Raw genomic sequence first — 13,152 nt, forward strand, 5'->3', positions numbered from 1 at the left:
CCCCGGCCCCACCCCGGCCGGTCCCCTCGGACCGCTCGGCCGGCCCCCCGGCCGTCCCGCGGTCCCTCCGGGCAGTCCCGCGACGCCCCTTCGCGCCGCCGGGACCGTGCACCGCACGCGCCGGCGCACGGCCCCGGCCGCCGTCCCTCACGAAACCTCTTCCGAAAGAGCGATCTCCTGTGGCCTCCTCGACGTCCTCCGACGCCGCGAAGCGGGCGAAGCTGCCCTCACTGACCGGCCTGCGGTTCTTCGCCGCACTCCTCGTCTTCTTCTTCCACTCGTCCCTGACGGACTCCCCGATCCCGCCCAACGCCCCCATCAACCCCTTCGCCGACGCGACGATCGCCGACTGGTTCTCGACCGCCTTCAGCAAGGCCGGCTACCTGGGCGTCTCCTTCTTCTTCGTCCTGTCCGGCTTCGTCCTCGCCTGGGCCTCCAAGCCCGGCGAGCGCTTCACCGCCTTCATCCGCCGCCGCCTGCTGAAGATCTTCCCCAACCACGTCGTCGTCTTCGCCGCCGCGATGATCCTCTTCGCCGGCGCGGCGGTCACCAGCGTCGCCGACTGGCTGCCGAACCTGTTCCTGATCCACACCTGGTTCCCGCAGCCCACCGTCAACCTCAGTGTCAACCCGCCGAGCTGGTCCCTGGGCAGTGAACTCCTCTTCTACGTGCTCTTCCCGCTGCTGATCATCCCGATCCGCAAGATCCGCGGGAACGCCCTGTGGGTGTGGAGCGCCCTCATGGTCGCGGGCATGGTCGCCATCCAGCTCATCTCGACCTACCTCGTCCCCGACACCCCGAAGTCCACCATCACCCCCGTCTCCGGCATGCAGTTCTGGTTCGGCTACCTGCTGCCGCTCGGCCGGGTCTTCGAGTTCGCCCTCGGCATCCTGCTCGCCCGGGTCGTCCTGGCCGGCCTGTGGCCCAAGCGCGTCGGCTTCGGCGCCGCCCTTGCCCTGACGGTCCTCGGCTACGCCGCCGCGCTCGTCGCCCCGTTCCAGTACGGCTTCGTCGTCGCCACGATCATCCCGGTCGCCGCCCTCATCGGCGCCACCGCCAGCGCCGACGTCGAGGGCCGCGCCACCTTCCTGCGCAGCCGGCCCATGGTCTGGCTCGGCGAGGTGTCCTTCGGGTTCTACCTCGTCCAGGGCGTCACGATCTTCTACCTCCGCTCGCTGCTGGGCACCGAGACCTACAGCGTCCCGGTGGCCCTCCTCGTCATCGCCGGCTTCTTCTGCGCCTCACTGCTCGGCGGCTGGCTCCTGTTCCGCTTCGTCGAGATGCCGGCCATGCGCCGCTTCGGCCGCAGCCGGCGCCGTACGCAGCAGGCCCCGGCCGCGGTGAGCGAACCGTACGGGAGCCGGGCCACTGCCCCCGCCGCCGTTCCCGACCCCACCGCCGTCCCCGCCCCGGACCCGGTCCCCGTCGCGACGGCAGGCCGCACCAGCTGACCCCCGCCCGTCCCGTAGGCGCCCCGCACCGGTCCTACCGCTCTCTGCCCGCGCCCCCGCCCGCGTCCGCATCCGCCGACGCGGGCTTCGGGGTTTCCCGCCCCGGAGCGCCGCCCACCGCACCGGCCGTCAGACTCGCCAGCATGCTCAGCGCCGCGTCGGACGGGGAGGACTCCGGGGCGCTGTAGAGCAGCATCCGGTGGTTGGTGCCGTCGGTGAGGTGCAGGTTCTCGAAGTCGAGCGTCAGCGGGCCCACCACCGGATGGTGCAGCGTCTTCGTCCCGACGGTGCAGTCCCGCACCGGGTGCTTCGACCACAGCGTCGCGAAATCGGGGCTTTGCAGCATCAGGGAACCGATGAGCTCGGCGAGTGCGCGGTCCTCCGGATTGCGCCCCGCGACCAGGCGCAGCGCCGCGAGCGCCACCCTGGCCTCGTTCTTCCAGTCCGTGTACAGCTCGCGGGTGTGCGGGTCGAGGAACAGCATCCGCGTGAGGTTGGGCCGTACGGCCGGATCGTCGGGACTCGCGAAGTCCAGGTGCCCGGCGAGCAGGGCATGGCCCAGCGGATTCCAGGCGAGCACGTTGTTACGGCCGTCCAGGACGACGGCGGGGACCTGCGGCATCGAGGCGATCAGCCGGCGCGTGGTGTCCCGGGCGTACTCGGGCCGGGGCGACTGCGCCCGCTTCGCGCGCGGCGGGCGGGCCAGGTTGAGCAGGTGAGCGTGCTCGTCCGGGGTCAGCCGCAGGGCGCGCGCCAGGGCGTCGAGGACGCTGTCCGAGGCGTTCGTGCTCTGCCCCTGCTCCAGGTGCGTGTAGTACGTGATGCTCACGCCGGCCAACAGCGCGAGCTCCTCACGACGCAGCCCGGGCACGCGCCGACGCGTGCCGTGGGAGGGCAGCCCGACGTCCTCGGGCTGCAGCTGGGCCCGGCGGGTACGGAGGAATTCGCCCAGGGCGGTGGGTGTGTCCATGCGTTCCAGTGTGCCGGGGGAGGGCACCGAGCGCGGCCCCTGAAGGTGGCCCTGGCAGTGCTAGCTTGCGCGGCGCCAGCACAACCAGGGGGCTGGGTAACCCTTTCCGGCCGGTCCAGAGTCGATCCCGCAACACCGTGTTGCGTGATCGAGAGGAAGTGTGGCCGTGGCTGTTGTCGAAGGTGCGCGGGTCGATACGGGCGTGGGGGAGGGTCCGGTTCGTCTGGACGGGCGTTTGAAGCTCGTTCTGGTGGTGTTGCTGGTGGCGCAGTTCATGCTGGCGGTGGACTTTTCGATCCTGAATGTGGCGTTGCCGGTGATCGGTGACGGTCTTGGTTTCTCGTTGTCGAATCTGCAGTGGATCGCGACGGCGTTCGCGTTGTGCGCGGCTGGTTTCACGCTGCTGTTCGGCCGGGTGGCGGATCTGTTCGGGCGGCGTCGGCTGTTCCTGGTGGGTCTGGCGGTTCTGGGCCTGTCCTCCCTGGCGGGTGGTCTGGCGAACAGTCCGGAGATGCTGATCGTGGCGCGTGTATTCCAGGGGCTTGCGACGGCGGCGGTGACGCCGGCGGGTCTGTCTCTGCTGACGACGTCGTTCCCGGAGGGCCCGCTGCGTCAGAAGGCGCTGGGTCTCAACGGTGCTCTGATGTCTGCCGGGTTCACGACGGGCGCGATCCTGGGCGGGGTGCTGACGGATCTGCTGTCGTGGCGGTGGGCGTTCTTCATCAACGTCCCGGTCGCGCTGGCCGTGCTCCTCATCGCTCCCGCCGTGATCAAGGAGTCTCGTCCGAGTACGCGTCCGAAGCTGGATCTGCCGGGTGCGACCGCGGTGACGTTGGGTCTGCTGGCTTTGATCTACGGGTTGACGCAGGCGGGTGAGCACGGTTGGGGTTCGGGTGCTGCGCTGGGCTGGCTGGCGGCGGGTGTGGTGCTGCTGATCGTGTTCTATGCGATCGAGTCGAGGTCGGCCGGTCCGCTGGTGCCGGTGAGTGTGCTGAAGAAGAAGACGGTGGCCTGGGGCAATATCGCGGGTCTGATCGCGTTCCTGACGGAGACGAGCCTGGTCTTCCTGATGACGCTCTACCTGCAGGAGGTCCTGGACTTCTCGCCGCTGACGGCCGGTCTGTCGTTCGGTGTGCTGGGGATCGGTACGGTCATCGGTGGTTCGATCGCTCCGCGGGTGATCGGTGCGACGAGCACCCGCACCACGCTGATCGTCGGTGGTCTGTTGCAGGCGGCGGCGACGTTGAGTCTGATCGCGTTGGGTGAGACGTCGGCGAGCATGTGGCTGTTGCTGGTGGCCACGTTCGCGGGTGGTATCGGGAACATGCTGGTGATCGTCGGGTTCATGGTGACCGCGACGACGGGTCTGCCGGATCACGAGCAGGGCATGGCGACGGGTCTGGCCACGATGACCCAGCAGATCGGTATCACGATGGGCACGCCGATCATGTCCGCGATCGCGGCGGCCAACACCGACATCCACGCCGGCATCACCACCGCGATCATCGTCAACACCGCCATCGTCCTCGCCGGCACCCTCACCACGGCTCTCTTCCTCCGCAGCACCCGCGCCCACTAAGGCAACTCCGCCTTGTGACAGCCCTGCCCGGGCCGCGAACGTTGGCCTCGGGCACGGCGCGGAGCGCTGACCACCCAAGGAAAGGAACCCCGATGGCAACACCCACACGATCAGCCGACGGTCCCGGCCGTGCCGCCGCCGTCCGCTGGGAACAGGTGTCCATCCCCACCCCCTCCGGGCCCCTCCCGGCCCGCGTGTTCCCGCCGGCCGAGGCCACCCCCCAGGGCTGGCTGGTGTGGGCCCACGGCGGAAGCTGGCGCGCCGGATCCGCCCGGGACTGGCACGCCGCGACCGCCGAACTCGCCCAGTTCTCCCGCTTCGCGGTGGTGAGCGTCGACTACCGGCTCGCCCCCGACGTACGCCACGCGGCCATGGTCGAGGACATCCTGTCCGCACTGGGCTGGGCCCGTGAGCAGGCCACCGCCACCGAGGACACCGGCGCTCCCCGGCCTCTCGTCGCCGTCGGCGGGGACAGCGCGGGCGGCACCCTCGCCGCCTCCGCCGCCCTCGCCTGCCGCGACCGCGGGCTGGAACTCGCCGCCCAGGTCCTCGCCTACCCGCCCCTGGACCCCCGCTGCGCGGCCGCCTCGTACCACCGTTTCCCCGACATGTTCCCGACGGCCCCCTACCTGACCGCGGCCTGGCAGGACTACCGCCAGCCGGGACGGCCGGTCGCCTCCGACGGAACGCGCCTCTACAGCACCCCCTTCGAGGCCTCCGACCTGCGCGGACTCGCCCCGGTCGTCATGGCCACCGGTGAACTCGACCCCGTCTGCGACGACGTGCACCGCTACGCGCGCCTGCTGCGGGCGGCCGGAGTCGAAGTCGCCCTGCGGGAGTTCAAGGAGACCGGCCACGGGGCGTTCCTCCAGCCCGGCCGCGGCCCCGGCGGCCCCGGACACCACTCGACGGTATCCCTGCGCGCCTGGCTCGGACTGGCCCTGCACCTCCTCACCACCCCGGACGGGACGGGCACCTGACCTCCCCGTCCCCCCTCATCTCCACACCTCATACGTCACACCACACACCCTGACCCACGGAGCCGACATGACCGCCGACGTCCCCAACCTCGACGCCCTGCTGCGGCACTTCGCCGATCTGCGCGACGGCCGCCACGGAGACGCCGTCACCCGTCCCGACAAAGAGGAGCACTTCCGCACCGCCACCCGGCTCCTCGACCCCTACGCCCGCCAGGCACTGCGCGAACTCAACGAGGAACTGCTCCTCGGCCAGGGCGTGGTGGACGCCACCGGCGTCCAACGCGCAGGCGACGGAAGCCTCTTCCACGCCTGGACGCTGTGGTGGGACGAGCAGTCGGCCGCCGACATCCCGCCGGTGACGCTGTACGCGCACTACGGCAGCTCCTTCCACCACCCGCACCTGCGCGGAGCCACCGTTTCCGAATGGCCGCTCAACGTCTTCGACGACGCGCAGGCCGCCGCCGAACTCCCCACCATGCGGGCCATCGCCGCCGCCGACCTGCACAACCTCGTCTTCCAGGCCGACTTCAGGATCGTCCCCGCGACCGTGGCCGGCGCCTCCGGCGTCCCCACCCCGGCCCCCGCCCACCAGCACTGAAAGGCACCACCTCATGACGCAGCTGCGCCTGTCCGTACTGGACCAGACCCCGGTCGGCGAGGACCACACCCCCGACCAGGCGCTGCGCGCTTCCGTGGACCTCGCCCGCGCCGCCGAAGCACTCGGCTACACCCGCTACTGGGCCGCCGAACACCACGGCTCCCCGGGCTTCGCGAGCAGCGCGCCGGAGATCCTCGCCGGGGCCCTGCTGGCCCACACCTCCCGCATGCGGATCGGAACCGGCGGCGTACTCCTGCCCCGCTACGAACCGTCGAAGGTCGCCGAGGTCTTCGGAGTCCTCGCCTCCCTCCACCCCGGACGGGTCGACCTCGGGATCGGGCGCGCCGGTGGGCCCGCGCGCGACTTCCCCGAACGCCTCGCCCGCCTGTGCGCCCTGCTGGGCCCCGACGGGGTCGTCCCGCATGCCCCCGTACCGCCGCAGATGTGGCTGCTGGGCGCCGGCCGCGAGTCGGCACGGCTGGCCGGGCGGCTCGGCACCGCCTTCGCCTTCGGGCACTTCTTCTCCCCGGGCGGCGGCCGGGAGGCGTTCGGCGACTACCGCGACGCGTTCACCGAGTCCACCGGCCGACGGGCGGGCGGGGCGCTCGCCGTGCGCGTGGTGACCGCCGACAGCGCCGGCCGGGCCGAGGAACTCGCCCAGAGCCTCCTGCTGTGGCGGGCCCGCAAGGACCTCGGCCACGACCGGCCCATGCCCTCGTACGAGACCACGCGCAGGCACCGCTGGACGGGCGCGGAACTGGAGCGGGCCAAGGTGCACCGCACGGCTCTGGTCTCCGGGACGCCGGAGCAGGTGCACGGCTCGCTGACGACGCTGGCCCTGACCCACGGCGTGGACGAGCTGATCATCAACACCCTCACCCCGGACCCGGCCGACCGCCTGCGCTCGTACGAACTCCTGGCGGAGGCCTTCGCCCTCCCGGCCCCCGAGCCGGCGGCCCTGGCCACGACGGCCTGGGCCAGGCAGTCCGGCTAGGGGGTGTCTTACGGATCAGGCCGGATGAGGGAGCGGTGTCTGGTGCCGTGCATCGCAAGGCGGACGAGGGAGTCGACGCGGAGCGGCGGCGAGTGAGGACAACGCGGCGAGGCGCGGTGCCGGACACCGTGAGCCCGGCCTGATCCGTAAGACACCCCCTAAGCGGCTGCCGGGTGGAGCGTGAGGTGGATCGAGCCGTCGGCGGCGGGAGTCACGGCGAGGGCCGTCAGGTCGGCGACGTGGGCCGTCGGGGTGTGGGCGGCGGCGCGGGGGCCGACGCCGATCACGCGCATGCCCGCGGCCCGACCGGCGGCGATGCCGGCGGCGGAGTCCTCGAACACGATGCAGTCGGCCGGGGCCACGCCCAGCGCGGCCGCGCCCTTGAGGAAGCCCTCGGGGTCGGGCTTGCTGGCCTCGACGGACTCGGCCGTGACCCGGACCTCGGGCATCGGCAGGGCCGCCGCGGTCATCCGGGCCGTGGCCAGGGCGGCGTCGGCGGAGGTGACCAGGGCATGCGGCAGTCCGTCGATCGCCGCCATGAACGCAGGGGCACCCGCGACCGGGACCACCCCGTTCGTGTCGGCGGTCTCGCGGGCGAGCATCACCGCGTTCTCCGCGTGGTTGACCTCCATCGGGCGGTCCGGCAGGAGGACGGCCATGGTGGCGTAGCCCTGGCGGCCGTGGACCACCTTGAGGGCCTCCTGGGGGTCCAGCCCGTGCGACACCGCCCAGTCGCGCCAGCAGCGCTCGACCACCGCGTCGGAGTTGACGATCGTGCCGTCCATGTCCAGGAGCAGGGCCTTGGCGGTGAGGACGACGGGCGCGGTGGTGGGGGTGGTGCTGGCCGGCATCGGCGGGCTCCAGAGGGGGCGGGAGAAGAGAACAAGTGGTTCCGTCCCCCGGTCAGGGAATGAGGACGGAACCACTTTGTTCCTACACGATACAAAACATGGGCGATCCGCGCCACCACCGCGGGTGTGAGCTTGCCGATGCCCCACTTCTTCCCGCGGGCAGGTACGGGAGGAGGTGTCGGGAGGAGGTGTCGCAGGTGACTGCGGGCGTGGCGGAGCCCCTGGCTTGGCGGTGGAGGCGGGCACGGCCGGCCCGCATCATTGCGGCGTGACGAGTTCGGCGGCGGTGAGCTGAGGGGGTCCCCACGGCCGGCCGCCATGGCGCCGGGCGTCGGATCCGGGGACGACTTCAACCGGTCACGCGATCCTGTAGGCCCTCGTTTTCGTTTCCGTCGCCACCCGCGGCTTTGATGATCCGGCGGGTCTTGTCCACTCACCGGTACACAGGAAGGATCGTGGCATGCCCAGTGACCGTCTCATGCGCATCCACAGTGCCGAGTTCCAGGCCATGGCCGAGAGGGTCCTGCGGGTCACCGAGCTCACTTCCCGCCTGAACGTCTTGCCCTTCGAAGACGAAGCGGGCAAGGCGGAATTGTTCGAACAGATCCTCGGCAAGCCGCTGCCGCCGAGGGTCACGATCTATCCGCCGTTCTACACGGACCACGGCCTGCACCTTGACCTCGCCGAGCGCGTCTTCATCAATCAGAACTGCACGTTCCTGGACTACGCCGGCATCCGGATCGGCGAGCGCGTGATGATCGGACCGAAGGTCACGTTCATCACCAGCGGCCACCCGGTTGATCCGGGGGAGCGGCGGCTGTACCTCACCGGCGCACCCATCGACGTGGCGGAGAACGTGTGGATCGGTGCCGGTGCCACGATCCTGCCCGGCGTCAGCATCGGCCGTGACGCCGTGGTCGCGGCCGGCGCGGTCGTGGCCGAGGACGTTCCGCCGGCGAGTTTGGTGACCGGAAGCAAGGCGACAGTGCACCGAAAGTGGTGATGGCCCCAGCGCCCTCGCCGGCGATCGTCTAGCCCTCCAGTGCCCGTCGGGTCACCGGGCCGTAGACGCCCCACTCGTCTTCGTCGATGTCGTTCTCGTACTGGAACGTCGACACCGCGTTCTCGACCTTCCAGTCGAACCGGCCGCTGATCTTGCCCGAGTACAGGCCGCGCGCCGCCAGGAGTCGCTGGAGCTTCTCCACCTCCGGGCCCGAGTCTCCGTAGCGCAGGGTCGGCCCCTGTGCCGGAGGCTTGGAAGAAGGGCTCGCGGAGCGGCTCGGGCTCGGCGACGTGCTCGGGGATGCCGACGCCGAGGAGCGCGACGCGCTCGGCGAGGCCGACTTCGAAGCGCTCGGTGACGCCGAACGCGAGGCCGAAGCCGACGGGCTGCCCGTCGACGAGGTACTCGGGCCCGGGGACGACTCGGCCGGGGCCATGCTCGGGACGGGCGACGACGCCTTCGCGTCGAGCAGCGCGGTATCACTCCCGGAGGAAGCCGGAAGCACCCACAGTGCCGCCGCCGTCCCGCCCACGGCGATCACCGCGCCGGCACCGAGCAGGATCGGCAGCAGCCGCCGGGAAGCCCGGCCACCGGTCCGCTCCTCGGGGCCCCCGCCCCGTGTGTTTTCGGACAGCGCCGTCCCGGGTGCCGATGCCGGCGCCACCGGACCCGCCGGACCCGCCGCCGGAACCGACGGCAGGCGGACCGTCGCGTCCGAATCCGGCCAGGGCGGCTGGACCGGCGGTACGGGTATCCCGTACGCCGGGGTGCCGCCCTGCTCCGGCACCACCACGCGCGGCAGCGGCGGAGGCGGCGGGGGCGCCGCGTCGTCGGCTTCGGCCGGATCGGGCAACGACACGTACGGACGGACGCGCAAGGGGTCGAAACCCGCAACCGGCGCACACCGGCAGCCGGCGCCCACAGCGCCGCAATCTGGACAGTGCTCACCGCTCACTGGAATGCCTCCCTGGCTGTTGCCAGCGATTATGCAGACCCGCCGCGCGCCACCCAACCCCGTCCGAGAGGCCATAACCGGACACACCACGCAGGATGGAGATGTTGATCCGGCCTGAGGAGGAATCGATGGCTCAGGATGTGACCACGGAAGCCCCGGACCCCGGTCCCGGCTCGCAGAAGTCCGGTCCGGCCGCCGAACGCACCTCCCGCGAGGTGCTCGTCTCCATCGGCGCCCTGCTCCTGGGCCTGCTCATCGCCGCACTCGACCAGACCATCGTCTCCACCGCACTGCCCACCATCGTCAGCGACCTCGGCGGCATGGCCCACCTGTCCTGGGTCGTCACCGCCTACATGCTCGCCTCCACCGCCGCCACCCCCCTGTGGGGCAAGCTCGGCGACCAGTACGGGCGCAAGAAGCTCTTCCAGTACGCCATCGTCCTCTTCCTCATCGGCTCCGCCCTCTGCGGTCTCGCCCAGGACATGCCCCAGCTCATCGGCTACCGCGCCCTCCAGGGCCTGGGCGGCGGCGGACTGATCGTGCTGTCCATGGCGATCGTCGGCGACATCGTCCCGCCCCGCGAGCGCGGCAAGTACCAGGGGCTCTTCGGCGCCGTCTTCGGCGCGACCAGCGTCCTGGGCCCGTTGCTGGGCGGGCTCTTCGTCGACCACCTGTCCTGGCGCTGGGTCTTCTACATCAACCTCCCCATCGGTCTCGTCGCCCTCGTCGTGATCGCCGCGGTCCTGCGCATCCCCGTGCGCTCCTCGAAGCACACCATCGACTACCTAGGCACCTTCCTCGTCGCCTGCGTCGCCACCTGCCTCGTGCTCGTCGCCTCCCTCGGCGGCACCTGGGGCTGGGGCTCGGCCGGGATCATCGGGCTCGCCGTGCTCGGCGCCGTGCTGCTCGTCGTCTTCGTCCTCGTGGAACGCAAGGCCGCCGAACCCGTCCTGCCGCTCGGTCTCTTCCGCATCCGCACCTTCACCCTCTGCTCGGTGATCAGCTTCGTCGTCGGCTTCGCGATGTTCGGCGCGATGGTCTACCTGCCGACCTTCCTCCAGGTGGTCCAGGGCGTCTCCCCGACCATGTCCGGCGTCCACATGCTGCCGATGGTGCTCGGCATGCTGCTCGCCTCCACCGGCTCCGGCCAGATCGTCAGCCGCACCGGCCGGTGGAAGGTCTTCCCGCTCGCCGGCACCGCCGTCACCGCCCTCGGCCTGCTCCTCCTGCACCAGCTGCACCGCACCAGCTCCACCTGGGAGATGAGCGCCTACTTCTTCGTCTTCGGCGTCGGACTCGGCCTCGTCATGCAGGTGCTGGTACTGGTCGTGCAGAACGCCGTCAGCTACGCCGACCTGGGCGTCGCCACCTCGGGCGCCACCTTCTTCCGCTCCATCGGCGCCTCCTTCGGCGTCGCGATCTTCGGCACGGTCTTCACCAACCGGCTCGACGACAAGCTCGCCACCGCCCTCGCCGGCATCCCACTGCCACCCGGCGCGAGCGCGCCGCAACTGGAGGCCGACCCGCGGGCCATCGGCGCACTCCCCGCCGAGCTGCGCCCCCGCGTGCTCGACGCCTACGCCACCTCCATCACCGACGTCTTCCTCTACGCCGTGCCCGTCGTCCTGCTGGCCTTCCTCGTCGCCTGGTTCCTGAGGGAGGACAAGCTGCGCGCCTCGGTCACCGCACCCGACGTGACGGAGACCCTCGCCTCCAACCCCGTCGAACGCTCCTCCCGCGACGAGGTCGCCCGCGCCCTGTCGGTGCTCGGCACCAGGGAAGGCCGCCGGCACGTCTACGAGAAGATCACCGACAAGGCGGGCTACGACCTGCTGCCCGCGGCGAGCTGGCTGCTGCTGCGGATCAACAAGTACGGCTCCGCCGAACCCGCCCTGCTGGCCGAGCGGACCATCGTCCCGCTGAAGGCCATCACGGAGGCCGCCCGCCAGATCGAGGAACGCGGGCTCGCCGTCCGCGACGGACTGCCGCTGGTCCTGACCGACAAGGGCCGCGAGGCGGCGGCCAAGCTGGCGGCCGCACGCCAGGATTCCCTCGCCGAACTGCTCGGCGACTGGTGGGGCCCGGACCGGCCGACCGACCTGGTCGAGCTCGTCAGCGAGATCAACGCCGAGCTCTGCGGATCCGACGCCGAGGAGCCCTACGACGCCGCGCCGCGGCGGGACCACGCGGTGCGCTGACGCGGACCGCTCAGACGAGGCGCTTCTCGAACCAGTGCTCCGCATACGGGCCCGAGTTGTAGGCGGGTATCTCCTCGTACCCGCTGCGCGCGTACAACGCGCGGGCCTCGACGAGATCCGACCTCGTGTCCAGCCGGACCCGCTCGGCTCCCAGCGCGCGGCCCTCCGCCTCCAAGACCTCGAGCAGCGCCGCCCCGCCTCCGGTACCGCGGGCGCGCGGGTCGACGTACACCCGTGTGAGCTCGGCGGTGACGGGGTCGATCAGACGTATCCCGCCGCAGGAGCGCGGCTCGCCATCGAGCCGGCCGACCACGAACCGGCCCGTCGGCGGGGCCAGATCGTCGGCAGGGAAGTCCAGCATCCCCTGGTCGATCTCGTCCTCGGTCACGGTCCGCTTCCAGTACCGCCCGGCGACCTCGGCGTAGTACGCGCGGCGCAGGGCGGTGGCGTCGGGAGTGGTGAAGGGCTCGGCGGCCACGGTCCATGAGGTGGTGGAAGTGCTCATGGCGTCATTGTGGAGTTCGCGGCCGATCCCCCGCGTGGAATATCCACAGGCACGGGTCGATGATGAGAAAAGATGACAAATCGCGTGCGCGTGGAGGGTGTGAAAGACATGGCTGAACATCCCGACTGTGCCGTGGTCCGCCGCGGCTACGAGGCCTTCGGCAAGGGCGACCTGGAGACCGTCGGTTCGCTGATGACCGCAGACGTCATCCACCACGTGCCCGGCAGCAACCCGCTGTCGGGGCACCACAAGGGGCGGGAGAACGTCCTCGACCTCTACCGCCGCCTCGGCGAGGAGACGAAGGGCACCTTCCAGGTCCACCTGGAATCGGTACTGGCGGACGGGCGCGGGCACGTCATGAGCTTCCATACCGCGCGCGGTGACCGGGGGGACCGGGGGATCGAGATCCACCAGGGCCTCTTCTTCACCATCGTCGGCGGGAAGATCACCGACGTCGACCAGTGCACCGCGGACATCGACGAGGAAGACACCTTCTGGAGCTGAAGCCCCAGACCCCAGACCCCCGACCCGAGCCCCGAGCCCCGAGGCCCAAGGCCCGAGGTCCGAGCCCGAGGCCCGGAGACAGCAGGGGGTGTGAGGCCCGGGGCGGCCGGCCGGCGGCCGCCCCGGGCCTCACACGTGTCCCATGTCTCAGGCCTTCTTCGGTGCCGCCTGCTGCACGACCTCGAAGGACCACACCGACGACCCGGTCGCCGCCGGCTTCGGCCGCCCGCCGCCCTCACCGCCGTCCGCGCCCGCGTTCCCGCTCCCGCCCTGGTGGGCGGCCTTCATCGGCCCCTCCATCCACGCCTGGAAATCCTCCTCCGAGCGCCAGCGCGTGTAGACCAGGTACTGGTCGGTGCCCTCCACCGGCCGCAGCAGCTCGAACCACTCGAAGCCGTCCGAGGACTCCACAGCCCCCGCCCGCGAGGCGAAGCGCTGCTCCAGCACCTCCCGCTGCTCGGCGGGAACGGTCAGCGCATTGATCTTCACGATGCTCATGCGGGCCATCCTAGGTATCCCGCGGGAGATATCGTCGTCCAGGTAATGGAACGGGGCACCAAACGC

14 protein-coding genes are annotated in these 13,152 nt (G+C 71.1%); 9 read left to right on the forward strand and 5 right to left on the reverse strand.

The window, feature by feature from the left end; genetic code table 11:
• Nucleotides 1-179 precede the first annotated feature (179 nt).
• Nucleotides 180-1,451, forward strand: coding sequence for an acyltransferase family protein (locus ACIP5M_RS22310; RefSeq protein ID WP_401199603.1), 1,272 nt, complete (start codon nucleotides 180-182; stop codon nucleotides 1,449-1,451).
• A gap of 34 nt (nucleotides 1,452-1,485) precedes the next feature.
• Here the strand turns inward: ACIP5M_RS22310 and ACIP5M_RS22315 are convergent, their stop codons facing one another.
• The gene (locus ACIP5M_RS22315; protein WP_401199605.1) at nucleotides 1,486-2,421 is read right to left on the reverse strand and encodes a helix-turn-helix domain-containing protein; all 936 of its coding nucleotides are present in this window, start codon (nucleotides 2,419-2,421) and stop codon (nucleotides 1,486-1,488) included.
• Between the two features lie 166 nt (nucleotides 2,422-2,587).
• Here ACIP5M_RS22315 and ACIP5M_RS22320 point away from each other — a divergent pair, with 166 nt between their 5' ends.
• The 4 genes from ACIP5M_RS22320 (at nucleotide 2,588) to ACIP5M_RS22335 (ending at nucleotide 6,572) form a co-directional block, all read left to right on the forward strand.
• Nucleotides 2,588-4,000, forward strand: a complete 1,413-nt coding sequence (locus ACIP5M_RS22320; protein WP_401199607.1) for an MFS transporter — start codon at nucleotides 2,588-2,590, stop codon at nucleotides 3,998-4,000.
• 92 nt (nucleotides 4,001-4,092) lie between these two features.
• Nucleotides 4,093-4,980 (forward strand): alpha/beta hydrolase, encoded by an 888-nt coding sequence (locus tag ACIP5M_RS22325; RefSeq protein ID WP_401199609.1) that lies wholly within the window; start codon nucleotides 4,093-4,095, stop codon nucleotides 4,978-4,980.
• A 67-nt stretch (nucleotides 4,981-5,047) separates the two neighbouring features.
• Nucleotides 5,048-5,578 (forward strand): hypothetical protein, encoded by a 531-nt coding sequence (locus ACIP5M_RS22330; protein WP_401199611.1) that lies wholly within the window; start codon nucleotides 5,048-5,050, stop codon nucleotides 5,576-5,578.
• Nucleotides 5,579-5,591: 13 nt separating this feature from the next.
• Complete coding sequence (locus ACIP5M_RS22335) at nucleotides 5,592-6,572, forward strand: LLM class flavin-dependent oxidoreductase (RefSeq protein WP_401199612.1); 981 nt, start codon at nucleotides 5,592-5,594, stop codon at nucleotides 6,570-6,572.
• 158 nt (nucleotides 6,573-6,730) lie between these two features.
• Here ACIP5M_RS22335 and ACIP5M_RS22340 read toward each other — a convergent pair whose 3' ends face one another.
• Nucleotides 6,731-7,423, reverse strand: a complete 693-nt coding sequence (locus ACIP5M_RS22340; protein WP_401199614.1) for an HAD-IA family hydrolase — start codon at nucleotides 7,421-7,423, stop codon at nucleotides 6,731-6,733.
• A gap of 460 nt (nucleotides 7,424-7,883) precedes the next feature.
• Here ACIP5M_RS22340 and ACIP5M_RS22345 point away from each other — a divergent pair, with 460 nt between their 5' ends.
• A complete protein-coding gene (locus ACIP5M_RS22345) occupies nucleotides 7,884-8,426 on the forward strand; it encodes a DapH/DapD/GlmU-related protein (RefSeq protein ID WP_401199616.1) in 543 nt (180 codons plus the stop codon).
• A gap of 28 nt (nucleotides 8,427-8,454) precedes the next feature.
• Here ACIP5M_RS22345 and ACIP5M_RS22350 read toward each other — a convergent pair whose 3' ends face one another.
• Nucleotides 8,455-8,628, reverse strand: a complete 174-nt coding sequence (locus tag ACIP5M_RS22350; protein ID WP_401199618.1) for a peptidoglycan-binding protein — start codon at nucleotides 8,626-8,628, stop codon at nucleotides 8,455-8,457.
• Between the two features lie 49 nt (nucleotides 8,629-8,677).
• On the opposite strand from ACIP5M_RS22350, the gene ACIP5M_RS22355 reads away from it, so the two are divergent.
• Both ACIP5M_RS22355 and ACIP5M_RS22360 read left to right on the forward strand, forming a co-directional pair.
• Complete coding sequence (locus tag ACIP5M_RS22355) at nucleotides 8,678-9,499, forward strand: hypothetical protein (protein ID WP_401199620.1); 822 nt, start codon at nucleotides 8,678-8,680, stop codon at nucleotides 9,497-9,499.
• Nucleotides 9,500-9,509: 10 nt separating this feature from the next.
• On the forward strand, nucleotides 9,510-11,579 hold the full coding sequence (locus ACIP5M_RS22360; protein ID WP_401199622.1) for a DHA2 family efflux MFS transporter permease subunit: 2,070 nt from the start codon (nucleotides 9,510-9,512) through the stop codon (nucleotides 11,577-11,579).
• 10 nt (nucleotides 11,580-11,589) lie between these two features.
• Here ACIP5M_RS22360 and ACIP5M_RS22365 read toward each other — a convergent pair whose 3' ends face one another.
• The gene (locus ACIP5M_RS22365; protein WP_401199624.1) at nucleotides 11,590-12,084 is read right to left on the reverse strand and encodes a GNAT family N-acetyltransferase; all 495 of its coding nucleotides are present in this window, start codon (nucleotides 12,082-12,084) and stop codon (nucleotides 11,590-11,592) included.
• 108 nt (nucleotides 12,085-12,192) lie between these two features.
• On the opposite strand from ACIP5M_RS22365, the gene ACIP5M_RS22370 reads away from it, so the two are divergent.
• Nucleotides 12,193-12,588, forward strand: coding sequence for a nuclear transport factor 2 family protein (locus tag ACIP5M_RS22370; protein ID WP_401199625.1), 396 nt, complete (start codon nucleotides 12,193-12,195; stop codon nucleotides 12,586-12,588).
• A gap of 147 nt (nucleotides 12,589-12,735) precedes the next feature.
• On the opposite strand, the gene ACIP5M_RS22375 is transcribed toward ACIP5M_RS22370, so the two are convergent.
• Nucleotides 12,736-13,086 (reverse strand): antibiotic biosynthesis monooxygenase family protein, encoded by a 351-nt coding sequence (locus tag ACIP5M_RS22375; protein WP_401199627.1) that lies wholly within the window; start codon nucleotides 13,084-13,086, stop codon nucleotides 12,736-12,738.
• Nucleotides 13,087-13,152: the final 66 nt, after the last annotated feature.

Source organism: Streptomyces sp. NPDC088762, assembly GCF_044750905.1.
Taxonomy (GTDB): Bacteria; Actinomycetota; Actinomycetes; order Streptomycetales; family Streptomycetaceae; genus Streptomyces.

Bases quoted from the DNA above. Each gene is read 5' to 3' on its own strand.
- ACIP5M_RS22365 (WP_401199624.1), bottom strand. From the start codon at position 12,084: ATGAGCACTTCCACCACCTCATGGACCGTGGCCGCCGAGCCCTTCACC.
- ACIP5M_RS22375 (WP_401199627.1), bottom strand. From the start codon at position 13,086: ATGAGCATCGTGAAGATCAATGCGCTGACCGTTCCCGCCGAGCAGCGG.
- ACIP5M_RS22315 (WP_401199605.1), bottom strand. From the start codon at position 2,421: ATGGACACACCCACCGCCCTGGGCGAATTCCTCCGTACCCGCCGGGCC.
- ACIP5M_RS22340 (WP_401199614.1), bottom strand. From the start codon at position 7,423: ATGCCGGCCAGCACCACCCCCACCACCGCGCCCGTCGTCCTCACCGCC.
- ACIP5M_RS22345 (WP_401199616.1), top strand. From the start codon at position 7,884: ATGCCCAGTGACCGTCTCATGCGCATCCACAGTGCCGAGTTCCAGGCC.
- ACIP5M_RS22330 (WP_401199611.1), top strand. From the start codon at position 5,048: ATGACCGCCGACGTCCCCAACCTCGACGCCCTGCTGCGGCACTTCGCC.
- ACIP5M_RS22360 (WP_401199622.1), top strand. From the start codon at position 9,510: ATGGCTCAGGATGTGACCACGGAAGCCCCGGACCCCGGTCCCGGCTCG.
- ACIP5M_RS22325 (WP_401199609.1), top strand. From the start codon at position 4,093: ATGGCAACACCCACACGATCAGCCGACGGTCCCGGCCGTGCCGCCGCC.
- ACIP5M_RS22370 (WP_401199625.1), top strand. From the start codon at position 12,193: ATGGCTGAACATCCCGACTGTGCCGTGGTCCGCCGCGGCTACGAGGCC.
- ACIP5M_RS22335 (WP_401199612.1), top strand. From the start codon at position 5,592: ATGACGCAGCTGCGCCTGTCCGTACTGGACCAGACCCCGGTCGGCGAG.